Source organism: Pseudomonas sp. PS02290 (genome assembly GCF_029960075.1).
Taxonomy (GTDB): domain Bacteria; phylum Pseudomonadota; class Gammaproteobacteria; order Pseudomonadales; family Pseudomonadaceae; genus Aquipseudomonas.
The window spans coordinates 17,035-31,724 of the sequence record NZ_JASCOY010000023.1; the positions used below are offsets into that span (position 1 = coordinate 17,035).

Genomic DNA, 14,690 nt, shown 5'->3' on the forward strand with positions numbered 1-14,690 from the left:
GTGTCCAGTTGAGTCGTCAGTTCTTCACCAAGGCTGCCCTGCTTGTCCCGTTGCTGGGCTCGCTGCTGTGCGCGGCGTCGCTCAGTCAGGCGGAGGATCTGCCGGATGATTTCACCACCCATGCGCCCCTGACCGTCAGAGGTGAAGGGCCTTGGTATCGGCTGGAATTGCCCCTCGGCGTGCAGTTGAACGCGCGCCAGAGCAATCTCAACGATGTGCGCGTTTTCAATGCGGACGGCCAGGCCCAGCCCTACGCGATCACTCAAAGCCCGCCTCAGCGTGCCGCCGACGCAAGCCCGGTCTCGGTGAAGTGGTTCCCGCTGTACAACAGCGATGGCGCGAAAGACGCCGAGCCGAAAATCCGCGTCGAGCGCACGCCCAACGGCACGCTGGTGGAGGTGCAGCCCCAGGGCGAGATCGAGGCGGGCGAAGAGATTCTGCGCGGCTGGTTGCTCGACACCAGCGCGATCAACGCGCCGCTGGATCAATTGATTCTGGACTGGAGCAGCGAGCGCGACGGCTTTCAGCGGTTCAGCATCGAGGCCAGCGACGACCTCCAGCACTGGCAGCGCTGGGGCGAGGGTCAGGTCGCGAGGCTGTCATTTGCCGAGGAATTGGTTGAGCAGCGCGTCGTCAATCTGCCGGGGCGCAGCGCCCGCTATCTGCGTCTGCTGTGGAAATCGCCCCTGTCCGCGCCGACGCTGAACGCCGTGCAACTGATCAGCACGCGGCCCGGCGTGCTGCCGTTGAGCTGGTCGCCGGCCATCAATGGCCGCGTCGAAAAACCTGGCGTGTATGTGTGGCAACTGCCGGTGGCCCTGCCGCTGGAACGCATGCGGATCGACATCGCGCAACCCAACAGCCTCGCGCCCGCCACGCTGTATGGGCGTCGCGATAACAACGCGCCGTGGCAGTTGATCGACAATGGCCTGCTTTATCGGCTCAGCCAGAACGGTCAGGACGTTGTGCAGGACGAAATGGAGCTGCCGGGCAATGTCGTGCAGCAGCTGAAACTTGAGGTCGATGACCGTGGCGGCGGCCTGGGCAATGACGCGCCTACGCTGAGTTTTGCCGTGCGCGCCACGCAACTGGTGTTTCTCGGCCGCGGCGCGCCGCCTTACAGCCTGGCCGTCGGCAATGCCACGGTGAAAAGCGCGGCGCTGCCACTGGCGACGCTGATTCCCGGTGTCAGCCCCGAGAAACTGGCGGCGCTGGGCAGTGCGTCCATGGCCTCCACACCGGTCGCGCCGGTTGCTGCGGCTGCACCCGTGGAGGCCAGTGGTCCCGACCTGAAACGCATCGGTTTGTGGGCCGTTCTGATACTCGGCGTGGTTTTTCTGGCCTGGATGGCGCTTGGCACACTGCGCGGGTCTCGTAGCAAGTAACGCGCAAAATAACGCGCCAACCGAGGCGCCAAATTATAAGTGTCGGGGTGATGACGCTGAATCGATCCGGCATCGAAAAAATTGCAGACGATGCCCGCCGATTCGTCACCCCGATCGGGTTAGGCTTATGTAGCCCGTGAACTGAATCACTACCTAACCGGTCTGACAGGCAGTATTAAATCTCCGCTCACGCTAGACTGTGCGCGTTTTTATCCCCCATTTCGGAGCTCTCCATGTCCCGCGTTACCTTGAGTCGTTATCTGATCGAGCAGACCCGCACCAACAACACCCCTGCCGATCTGCGCTTTCTGATTGAAGTGGTGGCGCGTGCGTGCAAGGAGATCAGCCACGCGGTATCCAAAGGCGCCCTGGGCGGCGTGCTCGGCAGCATGGGCACTGAAAACGTGCAGGGTGAAGTGCAGAAGAAACTGGACGTGATGTCCAACGAGATTCTGCTCGAAGCCAACGAATGGGGCGGTCACCTGGCCGGCATGGCCTCCGAAGAAATGGACAACGCCTACCAGATTCCCGGCAAATACCCGAAAGGCGCCTACCTGCTGGTGTTCGACCCACTGGACGGCTCGTCCAACATCGACATCAACGCGCCGGTCGGCACGATCTTCTCGGTGCTGCGTTGCCCGAACGAGTACCTGAGCCAGAACGAAGCGCTGAACGAGAAGGCATTTCTGCAGCCAGGCACCCAGCAAGTCGCCGCCGGTTACGCCATCTACGGCCCGCAGACCATGCTGGTGCTGACCTTGGGTGACGGCGTCAAAGGCTTCACGCTGGACCGCGAGATGGGCAGCTTTGTCCTCAGCCACGAAGACATCAAGATCCCGGAGTCCACTCAGGAATTCGCGGTCAACATGTCCAATCAGCGTCACTGGGAAGCCCCGGTCAAGCGCTACGTCGAAGAGCTGCTGGCGGGCGAAGACGGTCCGTTGAAGAAGAACTACAACATGCGCTGGGTCGCGGCGATGGTCGCTGATGTACACCGTATCCTGACCCGTGGCGGCCTGTTCATGTACCCGCGCGATTCCCGCGAGCCTTCCAAGCCGGGCAAACTGCGCCTGATGTACGAAGCCAACCCGATGTCGTTCCTGGTGGAACAAGCCGGTGGCGCGTCGACCGATGGCCATCAGCGCATCCTCGACATCCAGCCCGAAGGCCTGCACCAGCGCGTCGCGGTGTTCCTGGGTTCGAAAGAAGAAGTGGAACGCGCAACGGCGTATCACAAGGAGTAACGTCCTGGATGGCCGCCTTTGGCGGCCATTTCTTTTCTGCAGGACCCGGTTAAGTGGAAGTGACCTGGGTGGCGCTTCACTGTTGTCGCAGGCGGGCGAGAACATCCGCTAAATTTCATGCGGCTGAAATTCCGTCTTCGTGAGCAAGCTCACTCCCACAGGGTTTACTTTTGCTGCACAACCGCGTGCTGTCTGGCCGAGCGGAAAAATCTCTTCCTCGGAACCAGTCCTCCCCTTTTCTCTTCTAAACTTACGGCATCATGTCGGCGCTGTGCGGCTATCGCCGTGCACTGTGACACTGCCCCCCCTCGATTCAGGAGCTTCATCTCATGTCTTCGCGCACTCTCGCGGTGTTGTCGTTCTGCGTATTGCTGGCCGCCTGCAGCAAGGTCACTCAGGAAAATTACTCGAAAATCTCGGCCGGCATGCCCAAGGCCCAAGTCGAGCAACTGCTCGGCAGTCCGACCGAATGCTCCGGCGCGTTGGGGATGTCCAGCTGCACGTGGGGTGATGCGAAGACCTTCATCAGCGTCCAATACGCCGCCGACAAGGTCGTGCTGTTCTCGGCGCAGGGGCTTGAATGAATATTCGTCAGGGATTAAAAATCGGCGCCGTGGCGCTGGCAGCATTGTGGATCAGCGCCTGTGCGGTTAAGCCAGAAACCGAATCCATGGCGCCGAAGACGGTTGATCATGTTGATCTCAAGCGTTATCAGGGCACGTGGTACGAAGTGGCGCGGCTGCCGATGTTCTTCCAGCGCAACTGCGCGCAGTCCGAAGCGCATTACACGCTGAAGGACGATGGCAACATCGCTGTCACCAACCGCTGCCGCACGATCGAGGGCAAGTGGGAGCAAGCAACCGGAACGGCTTCACCGCAGGTTCAGGGCAAGACCGACAAGCTGTGGGTCGTGTTCGACAACTGGTTCTCGAACCTCTTCCCGGGTGTGGCAAAGGGCGATTACTGGGTGCTGTACGTGAGCCCCGACTACAAGGTGGCGCTGGTGGGCAGTCCGAACCGCAAGTTCCTCTGGCTGCTGTCGCGCACGCCTCAAGTGCCGGATGCAGTGCGCAACGACCTGCTGATGAGAGCGCAGCAACAGGGCTACGACACCATCAAGCTGATCTGGCGGGTGTCGGATTCGAAAGTGGGCAAGTCAAAGGACTGACCTGTTCGGTCATTCGTGAGCAAGCTCACTCTCATGAAACATGACAGCGCCGCAGTTCTACCTGTGGACACAAAAATTGTGGGAGCGAGCTTGCTCGCGAAGGGGCCCTTTGCCTCTGCACACATGTTCAGCCCAGCAATTCCCTCAGCACCTGAGCGAACGCACGGCTGCTCTGCCCTTCATCGGCATGGTGGCCGTCGCGGATCACCCAGCGCCCATTGACCATCACATCCTTGATCTGACGATCACTCCCGGCGAACAGCCAGCGATTGAGAATGGCATCGCCAGACGCCGTTGCCAGATAAGCGTCGTTACCGTCCAGCACCAGCCAGTCGGCCCGTTTGCCCACTTCCAGCGCACCTACCGGTTGGCCCATCGCTTGGGCACCGCCCACCAGCGCCGCGTCGTATAGCGTGCGCCCGACCATCGGCTGATCAGGCCGGTACAGGCGGTTACGGCGCTGATCGCGCAGACGCTGACCGTATTCCAGCCAGCGCAGCTCTTCGACCACGCTCAGCGACACATGGCTATCAGAGCCGATACCCCAGCGCCCGCCCTGAGCGATGTAATCCACCGCCGGGAAAATCCCGTCGCCCAGGTTCGCTTCGGTGGTCAGGCACAGTCCCGCGATCGCACGACTTTTCGCCATCAACGCCACTTCGTCAGGCTCGGCATGGGTCGCGTGAACCAGGCACCAGCGCGCGTCGACATCGACGTTTTCATACAGCCACTGCAATGGCCGGCGACCGCTCCAGTCCAAGCAATCGTCGACTTCCTTTTGCTGCTCGGCGATATGAATGTGGATCGGGCAATGGGTGTCGCTGGCGGCCGTCACGTCACTGATCTGCTGCGGGGTCACGGCACGCAGCGAGTGAAAGCACAGCCCCAGCGCCTGGGCGGGTTGCGCGGCGATGATGGGCTTAAGACGTGCTTGCAGGTCCAGGTAACTGTCGGTGCTGTTGATGAATCGGCGCTGGCCTTCGTTCGGGTTCAGGCCGCCGAAACCGGAGTGGCTGTAGAGCACCGGCAACAGGGTCATGCCGATGCCGACCGAACTCGCCGCCTGGCTGACCTGCAGCGCCAGCTCGGCGGGGTCGGCGTAGGGCTTGCCGGTGGTGTCCTGATGGACGTAGTGAAACTCCGCAACCGAAGTAAAACCGCCCTTGAGCATTTCAATGTACAGCTGTCGCGCGATGACGCCGAGCTGCTGCGGACTGATCTGCCCGACGAGGCGATACATCAGGTCGCGCCAGGTCCAGAAACTGTCATTGGGATTGCCGGCCACTTCCGCGAGGCCCGCCATGGCACGCTGAAAGGCGTGGGAGTGCAGATTGGGCATGCCCGGCACGACCGGCCCGTTGAGCAGCTCGGCGCCAGCGCGTTCGGCATCGGCTTGAACTTGGCTCAGCAGGCCATCGGCGCTGACCTCGAAACGAACGTTATTCGCCCAGCCGGTGGGCAATAGCGCGCGTTCGGCAAAGAAAACGGACATGACTCGGCACCCCTTGCGTGAAATTGTCTATACATATACAGACGTTTATACGGCCGGTAAACTGCGCCGCGCTTGTCGGCACACGTGTTAATGGTTAGCGTGGACGCTGTAACCTCTTTCGCCTGAATAACGCCATAACAAGGATTTCTCTGTGCCGACTCCGCCTGCCAATTTGCCGCTGGCCTCCCAGATGGGTGACAGTCCGGCGCCGCTGTACGCCAGGGTGAAGCACATGATCACCCAACAGATTCAGAACGGCACGTGGCCGCCGCACCACCGCGTGCCGTCCGAGAGCGAACTGGTGACGCAGCTGGGCTTCAGCCGCATGACCATCAACCGCGCCCTGCGCGAGATGACCGCCGAAGGGCTGCTGGTGCGCATGCAAGGCGTCGGTACATTCGTCGCCGAGCCCAAGACCCAATCGGCACTGTTCGAAGTGCATAACATCGCCGATGAGATCGCCGCCCGCGGACATACCCACACCTGCCAGGTCATCATCCTCACGGAAGAAGCCGCTGGTTCCGAACGCGCGCTGGCGCTGGACATGCGTGAAGGCCAGCGAGTGTTTCATTCGCTGATCGTGCATTTCGAAAACGATATCCCCGTGCAAATCGAGGACCGTTTCGTTAACGCCCTCGTCGCGCCGGACTACCTGCAGCAGGATTTCACCCAACAAACGCCCTACGCCTATCTGTCTCAGGTAGCGCCGCTGACCGAGGGCGAGCACGTGGTTGAGGCGATTCTCGCTGAACCCGACGAGTGCACATTGCTACAGATCGAGAAGGGCGAGCCGTGCCTGCTGGTGCGTCGGCGCACCTGGTCCGGGCGCCAACCGGTGACCGCCGCCCGCCTGATTCATCCCGGCTCACGCCACCGCCTGGAAGGACGCTTCAGCAAATGACTCAACTGACTGTTATGCGCGCCGCTGACTACCCGCGCATGCCCTGGAAAAACGGCGGCGGCAGCACCGAGGAAATCACTCGCGATGCCGGCGAAGGCCTGGAAGGTTTTGGCTGGCGGTTGTCGATTGCCGACATCGGTGAGTCGGGCGGCTTTTCGGTGTTCGCCGGTTATCAGCGCATCATCACGGTGCTGCAAGGCGCAGGCATGACGCTGAACATCGATGGCAAGGACAGCGAGCCACTGCTGCCGTCCGATCCGTTCGCATTCAGCGGCGACAGCGCAGTGTCATGCACGCTACTCGACGGCCCGATACGCGACTTCAACCTGATCTACTCGCCCGCCCGCTACCGCGCGCGCCTGCAGTGGATCGACGTGATGCAGCCGCAGCGGTTTTTCAGTTCGGCCAACATGTTCGTGGTATTCAGCGCGGCCGAGCAGATGGCCGCCAATGTCGGCGAGCATCCGCCGCAACGGCTGGAAAAACACGATTGCCTGCAATTGGACAACGCTGCAGGCGGGCTGCTGGAGGTTGTGCTCTACGCCCCTCGCGCCAGTCGCGTGTGCGTGATCGAGTTGTCACGCGTCTGAGTCCCGCCGTCCCTGTGGTAGATTGCGTTTTTTTTCGCCAGCACAGGGACGACCATGACGACGCTCAACAACAATAAAGAAAGCCCCCGAGCCCTCGCCATTCTTGCCAGTTTTCTTTCATCGGAGTCGGCAGGCGGCCTTGTGCTGATGGGCGCTGCCCTCGCGGCGATCATCGTCGCCAACTCCCCCCTCGCCCCCTCGTATTTCGCCGCACTGCACAGTGTCTGGGGAGGACTGTCGATCGAGTTGTGGATCAACGACGGGCTGATGGCGATCTTCTTTCTGATGGTCGGTCTGGAAATCAAACGCGAAGTGTTGGCCGGCGGTCTGGCCAGTTGGGGTCAGCGCGCGCTCCCCGGTTTTGCGGCAGCGGGCGGCATGCTGGTGCCGGCGCTGATCTACATCGGCATCAACATGGGCAACGCCGAAACCCTGAGCGGCTGGGCGATTCCTGCGGCCACCGATATCGCCTTCGCTCTCGGCGTGCTTTCGTTGCTGGGCAAGCGGGTGCCGACGTCGTTAAAGGTGTTTCTGGCCGCACTGGCGATTCTCGATGACCTGGGCGCCGTCACCATCATTGCGCTGTTCTACAGCAGCGGCCTGAACATGCCGATGCTCGGTGCCTCCTTCGCGACGCTGGCCGTGCTGGTGATCATGAACCGCATGGGCGTGCAGCGATTGCTGCCGTACCTGCTGCTGGGTCTGCTGTTGTGGTTCTTCGTGTTGCAATCCGGCGTGCACGCGACGCTGGCCGGTGTGGCGCTGGCGCTGTGCATTCCGCTGGGCACGCCCAAGGAAGAAGCCCGCTCGCCGCTGCTGTTCCTTGAAGAAAAAATGCACTACTGGGTGGCGTTCGCGGTGGTGCCGATTTTCGGCTTCGCCAATGCGGGCGTGTCCCTGTCGGGCATCACCCTCGGCAATCTGGTCGATCCAGTGCCGCTTGGGGTGGCACTGGGGTTGTTCGTCGGCAAGCAGATCGGCGTGTTTCTCGCAGCCGTGTTGGCGATCCGTTCCGGCCTGGCAACCCTGCCAGAAGGCAGCAACTGGCCGCAGCTGTACGGCGTGGCCCTGCTCTGCGGTATCGGGTTCACCATGAGCCTGTTCATTGGCAACCTGGCGTTCCCGGGCGCTGCGCATCTGATCGATGAAGTGAAAGTGGGCGTGTTGCTGGGTTCGATCGCGTCGGCGCTTGCCGGGGTGTGGCTGTTGCGCAGCAAGCTGGCCCGGCACTGATTAGCGCTGAGACTACCCTGATATACCCAGCGCTCCCACAGGTCAGGTGTCGGCAGCGATATCTGCACACGACGTTCTGTTACCCAATTCGCGCACTGAGCTGGGGCGTTCGCACCGAAAAGTAACAATTTCCTTCGTTTCATCTTCTTCGCATCCGTAACCCTCCTTACACCTGAAATCTTGGCAAGCCCGACGCAGAGCGGGCCGACGGGATTTCTGCGCCTGCAAAACCAACATTGGCCCCTTGGTTGCATATGCTTGTATGTACAAGTAAGCATGAGTCGATAAAAGGCGTCCACGCCCGGTTCAGATCACAGCGGCGACGCTCATGCAGAACCTTATTCCCACATTCGTCACGGACCCCGCGTCCCGGCCGGATTGATCATCGAGGATTGTTAAGTGACTACTGACCACAACACCCCTGCTCAGCAATGGACCAAACGCCGCGATGTGGAAATCCGCGCCGCCCGTGGCACGCAACTGACGGCCAAGAGCTGGATGACCGAGGCACCGTTGCGGATGTTGATGAACAACCTCGACCCGGAAGTCGCCGAGAACCCGAACGAACTGGTGGTCTACGGCGGTATCGGTCGTGCAGCGCGCAACTGGGAATGCTACGACAAGATCGTCGAAAGCCTGACGAACCTGAATGACGACGAAACCCTGCTGGTGCAATCCGGCAAGCCAGTCGGCGTGTTCAAGACCCACAGCAACGCACCGCGCGTACTGATCGCCAACTCCAACCTCGTGCCGCACTGGGCGAGCTGGGAGCATTTCAACGAACTGGACGCCAAAGGCCTGGCCATGTACGGCCAGATGACCGCCGGCAGCTGGATCTACATCGGCAGCCAGGGCATCGTTCAGGGCACCTACGAAACCTTCGTCGAAGCCGGTCGCCAGCATTACGACGGCAACCTGAAAGGCCGTTGGGTGCTGACCGCCGGCCTTGGCGGCATGGGCGGCGCACAGCCACTGGCTGCCGGCATGGCGGGCGCCTGCTCGCTGAACATCGAATGCCAGCAGAGCCGCATCGATTTCCGCCTGAAAACCCGTTACGTCGACGAGCAAGCCACTGACCTCGACGACGCCCTCGCCCGCATCGCCAAATACACCGCCGAAGGCAAGGCGATCTCCATCGCCCTGTGCGGCAACGCCGCCGAGATCCTCCCGGAAATGGTCCGACGTGGCGTGCGCCCTGACATGGTCACCGACCAGACCAGCGCCCACGACCCGCTTAACGGCTACCTGCCAAAAGGCTGGACCTGGGAGCAGTACCGCGAGCGCGCCGCCAGCGAGCCTGCTGCAGTGGTCAAGGCCGCCAAGCAGTCCATGGCCGAGCACGTCGAAGCCATGCTGGCGTTCCAGAAAATGGGCGTGCCAACGTTCGACTACGGCAACAACATCCGTCAGATGGCCAAGGAAGTCGGCGTGACCCACGCCTTCGATTTCCCCGGTTTCGTGCCCGCTTACATTCGTCCGCTGTTTTGCCGTGGCGTCGGTCCATTCCGCTGGGCCGCGCTGTCGGGCAATCCTGAAGACATCTACAAGACCGACGCCAAAGTCAAAGAGCTGATCCCGGACGACGCGCACCTGCACAACTGGCTGGACATGGCCCGTGAGCGCATCAGCTTCCAGGGTCTGCCGGCACGTATCTGCTGGGTCGGGCTGGGTCAGCGCGCCAAGCTGGGCCTGGCGTTCAACGAAATGGTCCGCAGCGGCGAGCTGTCGGCGCCGGTAGTCATCGGTCGCGATCACCTGGACTCCGGCTCCGTCGCCAGCCCGAACCGCGAGACCGAATCGATGCAGGACGGCTCCGACGCCGTGTCCGACTGGCCACTGCTCAACGCCCTGCTCAACACCGCGAGCGGCGCGACCTGGGTCTCGCTGCACCATGGCGGCGGCGTCGGCATGGGCTTCTCGCAGCACTCGGGCATGGTCATCGTCTGCGACGGCACCGATGAAGCCGCCGAGCGCATCGCCCGCGTCCTGCACAACGACCCGGCCACCGGCGTGATGCGTCATGCCGATGCGGGTTATCAGATCGCGATCGACTGCGCCAAAGAGCAGGGTCTGAACCTGCCGATGATCAATAACTGATCAATGCCCGGGTTGCTCGCAGCCCATGTGGGAGCGAGCTTGCCCGCGAATGCTTAGGCCCAGACGCAGGTGATACGTCGTCTGTACCGGCCTCTTCGCGAGCAAGCTCACTCCTACAGAGGGATGCATTCTGCAGAATTTGCGCGTGCCAACACTCGCTTTACGGGGATCTTCGCAATGGCTGTTCCAGATGATCGTGCTGCACCTGCTTCCGTGATCGAGCGGCGTTCGATCGATTACATCCCTGATGCCGAACGACACGGTCGTCTGTTCAGTCAGTTCACGCTATGGCTGGGCGCCAACCTGCAGATCACCGCGATCGTCACCGGGGCCCTGGCCGTGGTGCTGGGCGGCGATGTGTTCTGGTCGTTGATCGGGCTGTTCATCGGTCAGCTCATCGGCGGCGGTGTCATGGCACTGCATGCAGCACAAGGGCCGAAGCTCGGCCTTCCGCAGATGATTTCCAGCCGGGTGCAGTTCGGCGTCTACGGCGCGGTGATCCCGCTGGTGCTGGTGTGCCTGATGTACATCGGCTTTTCCGCCAGCGGCTCGTTGCTTGCCGGTCAAGCGGTGGCGCAACTGATTAACGTGCCGGACTGGCAAGGCGTGGTGATCTTCGCCGCTGCCATCGTGGCACTGACTATTCTGGGCTACCGGGTCATCCACATGATCGGCCGTGTCGCCAGCCTCATCGGCGTGATTGCCTTCGTCTATCTGTTCGCCGCGCTGCTGGCGGGCAACGACGTGGGCGCGCTGCTGGGCAACAAGCACTTCTCGCTGAGCAGTTTCCTGCTGGCGATTTCCCTGTCGGCGTCCTGGCAGATCGCTTTCGGCCCCTACGTCGCGGACTACTCGCGCTACCTGCCGCGCAGCACGTCGGCTGGCAAAACCTTCTGGGCGGTGGGCCTGGGTTCGGTGATCGGCGCGCAGGCGTCCATGGTCTTCGGCGTGTTCGCGGCGGCGCTGGCCGGCAAGAACTTCGCCCATCATGAGGTCTCGTTCATCGTCGGCCTTGGCGGGACCGGCGCGGTGGCCGCCGCGCTGTATTTCAGCATCGCGTTCGGCAAGGTGACCATCACCACGCTCAACGCCTACGGCAGCTTCATGTCCATTGCCACCATCGTCAGCGGCTTTCGCGGCAACCGGCACATCTCCAGCGCGCTGCGGCTGACGTACATCTTCGCCATGGTCGGCATCGCGACAGCCCTGGCGCTGCTGGGCAAGGACTCGTTCCTCAAGGACTTCTCGGCGTTCATCCTGTTTCTGCTGGCGTTCTTCACGCCGTGGAGCGCGATCAATCTGGTGGATTTCTACTGCATCACCAAAGAGCGCTACGACATTCCCGCGCTGTCGGACCCGAACGGTCGCTATGGCCGCTGGAACGGGATGGGCATCGGGATTTACGTGGTGGGCGTGCTGATTCAGATGCCGTTCATTTCCACGCATTTTTACACCGGGCCGCTGGTGGCGAGGCTCGATGACACCGACATCTCGTGGATCATCGGCCTCATCGTGCCGGCTGTGCTGTACTACGTGGCGGCGAAGAGGTGGCCGGGCAACGTGGCCGATCGCCTGATCCTGCCGGCGGATTCGAGGGCGCCTCAGGCAAGTTGCACCGTTGCCCCTGCGCACGTCGCGGTGAACTGACCGTTCGTCATGCACGTCTGTTGCAGGGGGCATGCTGGAGAGAGAAGCGGGACGAGGCCGACAAGTGCCTCTCCCCTAGGCTGGAAGCCGTCTGTTTTCGTTACTGCCGTCATCCACTACAAGACCGGAGCGTCACTCAATGAACACGAAAAAGGCCCTGCTATCCACGTTGCTCACCGCGGGCGTGCTCGCCAGTGGCGCCAGTCAGGCTGCGGGATGGTGCGAGTCCGGCAAACCGGTGAAATTCGCCGGCCTGAACTGGGAAAGCGCAATGCTGCTGACCGACGTACTGCAAGTCGTGCTGAACAAGGGCTACGGCTGCGAAACGGACAGCCTGCCGGGCAACTCCATCACCATGGAAAACGCCCTGAGCACCAACGACATTCAAGTGTTTGCCGAAGAGTGGGTGGGCCGCAGCGAAGTCTGGAACAAGGCTGAAGCCGCCGGCAAAGTGGTCGGCGTCGGTTCGCCGGTGAAGGGCGCGGTGGAAGGCTGGTACGTGCCGCGTTATGTGATCGAAGGCGACGCCAAGCGCAAGCTGGAAGCTAAGGCACCTGACCTGAAATCCATCGCCGACCTGGGCAAATACTCAGCGCTGTTCAAGGACGCCGAAGAGCCGGAGAAAGGCCGTTTCTATAACTGCCCGGCGGGCTGGACCTGCGAGCTGGAAAACAGCGAAATGCTGAAAAGCTATGGCCTGGAAAGCAAATACACCAACTTCCGCCCAGGCACCGGACCGGCGCTGGATGCGGCGATTCTGTCCAGCTACAAACGTGGCGAGCCGATCCTGGCCTATTACTGGTCGCCAACACCGCTGATGGGCCAGGTGGACATGGTGCGTCTGGAAGAGAAAGACGGCGTGAACAAGACCATCGAGATCAAGGTCGGCCTGTCCAAGGCGTTCCACGAACAGGCGCCTGAACTCGTGTCAGTGATGGAGAAGGTCAACATCCCGATCGACCTGCTCAACCAGAATCTGGCGCGCATGACCAAGGAACGCATCGAGTCGCCGAAGCTGGCGAAGATCTTCCTCAAGGAACACCCGGAAGTGTGGCATCAGTGGGTGAGCGAGGATGCGGCGAAGAAGGTGGATGCTTCGTTGTAAGAGCTTGATCCGGGTGCCGCGCGATCCGGCGGCATCCGAACCGGGCAGCACCTGAGCACGGATCCGCACGCAGTATTTGAATGAGATAACGATATGTTCCCCGAAAGCTTCACGTTCTCCATCGCCGACTGGGTCAATGACTGGGTCGACAAGCTGGTCACCAACTACGGCGACGTGTTCCGGCACATCTCCGACACGCTGCTGTGGGCCATCGTCAAGCTCGAAGGCCTGCTGCGCATTGCGCCGTGGTGGCTGCTGCTGGCCATCGTCGGCCTGATCGCCTGGCACGCGACCCGCAAGATCACCACCACGGTGGTTATCGTCGGCCTGCTGTTTCTGGTCGGTGCCGTGGGCCTGTGGGACAAGCTGATGCAGACCCTGGCGCTGATGCTGGTCGCCACGGTGATCTCGGTGATCATCGGCATACCGCTCGGCATTCTGTCGGCGCGGAGCAATCGCCTGCGCTCGATACTAATGCCCTTGCTGGACATCATGCAGACCATGCCCAGCTTCGTGTACCTGATTCCGGTGCTGATGCTGTTCGGTCTGGGCAAAGTCCCGGCGATCTTCGCCACCGTCATCTACGCCGCGCCGCCGCTGATTCGCCTGACCGATCTGGGCATTCGTCAGGTCGATGGCGAGGTCATGGAAGCGATCAACGCGTTCGGCGCCAACCGCTGGCAGCAACTGTTTGGCGTGCAACTGCCGCTGGCCCTGCCGAGCATCATGGCCGGGATCAACCAGACCACGATGATGGCGCTGTCGATGGTGGTGATCGCCTCGATGATCGGTGCCCGCGGTCTGGGCGAAGACGTGCTGGTCGGCATCCAGACCCTCAACGTCGGTCGTGGCCTGGAAGCAGGTTTGGCCATCGTCATTCTGGCGGTCGTGATCGACCGCATCACGCAGGCCTACGGCCGTCCACGGCATGAGGCGAACAGATGAGCGTCGAGACTATTAATCCAGCGAGCTCGGGCAATCCACTGAGCGCGGGCGTTCCAGAGAACACGGGCGGCAAAATCGTCGTCAAGAACGTGTACAAAATCTTCGGCAACCGCGCGAAAGATGCGCTGGCCATGGTGCAGAACAACCAGAGCAAGGATCAGGTCCTGGCGCAGACCGGCTGCGTGGTCGGGGTGAATGACCTGTCGCTGTCCATTTCCAGCGGCGAGATCTTCGTGATCATGGGCCTGTCGGGCTCCGGCAAATCGACCCTGGTGCGCCACTTCAACCGCCTGATCGATCCCACCAGCGGCGAGATCCTGGTCGATGGCGAGAACATACTGACCTACGACATGGAAGCGCTGCGCAACTTCCGTCGGCACAAGATCAGCATGGTGTTTCAGAGCTTTGGCCTGCTGCCGCACAAGACCGTGATCGACAACGTCGCCTACGGGCTGACCATCCGTGGCGAAAGCAAGACCCAATGCGCCGAGCGCGCACAGCACTGGATCACCACGGTGGGCCTGAAGGGCTACGAGAAAAAGTACCCGCATCAGCTTTCCGGCGGCATGCGTCAGCGCGTCGGCCTGGCACGGGCGCTGGCGGCTGACACGGACATCATCCTGATGGACGAAGCGTTCAGCGCACTCGACCCGCTGATTCGCGCCGAGATGCAGGACCAGTTGCTGGAGCTGCAGTCGAGCCTGAAGAAAACCATCGTGTTCATCACCCACGACCTCGACGAAGCCGTGCGCATCGGCAACCGCATCGCCATTCTCAAGGACGGTCGGCTGATTCAGGTCGGCACGCCGAAAGAAATCCTCTACTCGCCCGCCGACGATTACGTAGATCGTTTCGTGCAGCGGCGCGTGGCGACTCTCTAAGG

13 protein-coding genes are annotated in these 14,690 nt (G+C 61.7%); 12 read left to right on the forward strand and 1 reads right to left on the reverse strand.

The genetic code is table 11. From position 1 onward, the window contains the following. The first annotated feature begins 38 nt into the window (after positions 1-38). From QMX88_RS12760 to QMX88_RS12775, 4 genes are all read left to right on the forward strand, one after another. Positions 39-1,385, forward strand: a complete 1,347-nt coding sequence (locus tag QMX88_RS12760; protein WP_282369845.1) for a DUF3999 domain-containing protein — start codon at positions 39-41, stop codon at positions 1,383-1,385. Between the two features lie 233 nt (positions 1,386-1,618). After that, a complete protein-coding gene (locus tag QMX88_RS12765; RefSeq protein WP_192171239.1) occupies positions 1,619-2,629 on the forward strand; it encodes a class 1 fructose-bisphosphatase in 1,011 nt (336 codons plus the stop codon). Between the two features lie 329 nt (positions 2,630-2,958). Further along, entirely contained in the window at positions 2,959-3,213 is a 255-nt protein-coding gene (bamE, locus tag QMX88_RS12770) for an outer membrane protein assembly factor BamE domain-containing protein (RefSeq protein WP_282369771.1), read from the forward strand. An 86-nt stretch (positions 3,214-3,299) separates the two neighbouring features. Continuing rightward, positions 3,300-3,797: a lipocalin family protein gene (locus QMX88_RS12775; protein ID WP_282369847.1), complete on the forward strand. Its 498-nt coding sequence runs from the start codon at positions 3,300-3,302 to the stop codon at positions 3,795-3,797. 127 nt (positions 3,798-3,924) lie between these two features. On the opposite strand, the gene QMX88_RS12780 is transcribed toward QMX88_RS12775, so the two are convergent. Further along, complete coding sequence (locus QMX88_RS12780) at positions 3,925-5,289, reverse strand: formimidoylglutamate deiminase (protein WP_282369774.1); 1,365 nt, start codon at positions 5,287-5,289, stop codon at positions 3,925-3,927. Between the two features lie 190 nt (positions 5,290-5,479). On the opposite strand from QMX88_RS12780, the gene hutC reads away from it, so the two are divergent. The 8 genes from hutC to QMX88_RS12820 all read left to right on the forward strand — a co-directional run bounded on the left by hutC (position 5,480) and on the right by QMX88_RS12820 (position 14,688). Next, positions 5,480-6,190 (forward strand): histidine utilization repressor, encoded by a 711-nt coding sequence (gene hutC, locus QMX88_RS12785; RefSeq protein WP_192171477.1) that lies wholly within the window; start codon positions 5,480-5,482, stop codon positions 6,188-6,190. Next, positions 6,187-6,780: a HutD/Ves family protein gene (locus QMX88_RS12790; protein ID WP_282369776.1), complete on the forward strand. Its 594-nt coding sequence runs from the start codon at positions 6,187-6,189 to the stop codon at positions 6,778-6,780. Before hutC ends, QMX88_RS12790 begins: the two co-directional genes overlap by 4 nt. A gap of 54 nt (positions 6,781-6,834) precedes the next feature. Continuing rightward, on the forward strand, positions 6,835-8,013 hold the full coding sequence (nhaA, locus tag QMX88_RS12795) for a Na+/H+ antiporter NhaA (RefSeq protein WP_282369778.1): 1,179 nt from the start codon (positions 6,835-6,837) through the stop codon (positions 8,011-8,013). 399 nt (positions 8,014-8,412) lie between these two features. Continuing rightward, complete coding sequence (gene hutU / locus QMX88_RS12800; protein ID WP_282369780.1) at positions 8,413-10,110, forward strand: urocanate hydratase; 1,698 nt, start codon at positions 8,413-8,415, stop codon at positions 10,108-10,110. A gap of 177 nt (positions 10,111-10,287) precedes the next feature. Continuing rightward, a complete protein-coding gene (locus QMX88_RS12805) occupies positions 10,288-11,757 on the forward strand; it encodes a purine-cytosine permease family protein (RefSeq protein WP_282369782.1) in 1,470 nt (489 codons plus the stop codon). Positions 11,758-11,896: 139 nt separating this feature from the next. Then, positions 11,897-12,862 carry an ABC transporter substrate-binding protein gene (locus QMX88_RS12810; protein WP_282369784.1) on the forward strand — a complete coding sequence of 322 codons (966 nt, stop codon included), beginning with the start codon at positions 11,897-11,899 and terminating at the stop codon, positions 12,860-12,862. 93 nt (positions 12,863-12,955) lie between these two features. Beyond that, positions 12,956-13,807 (forward strand): ABC transporter permease, encoded by an 852-nt coding sequence (locus QMX88_RS12815; RefSeq protein WP_282369786.1) that lies wholly within the window; start codon positions 12,956-12,958, stop codon positions 13,805-13,807. Further along, the gene (locus QMX88_RS12820) at positions 13,804-14,688 is read left to right on the forward strand and encodes a quaternary amine ABC transporter ATP-binding protein (RefSeq protein ID WP_282369788.1); all 885 of its coding nucleotides are present in this window, start codon (positions 13,804-13,806) and stop codon (positions 14,686-14,688) included. The genes QMX88_RS12815 and QMX88_RS12820 overlap by 4 nt, the downstream gene beginning before the upstream one ends. Positions 14,689-14,690 lie beyond the last annotated feature (2 nt).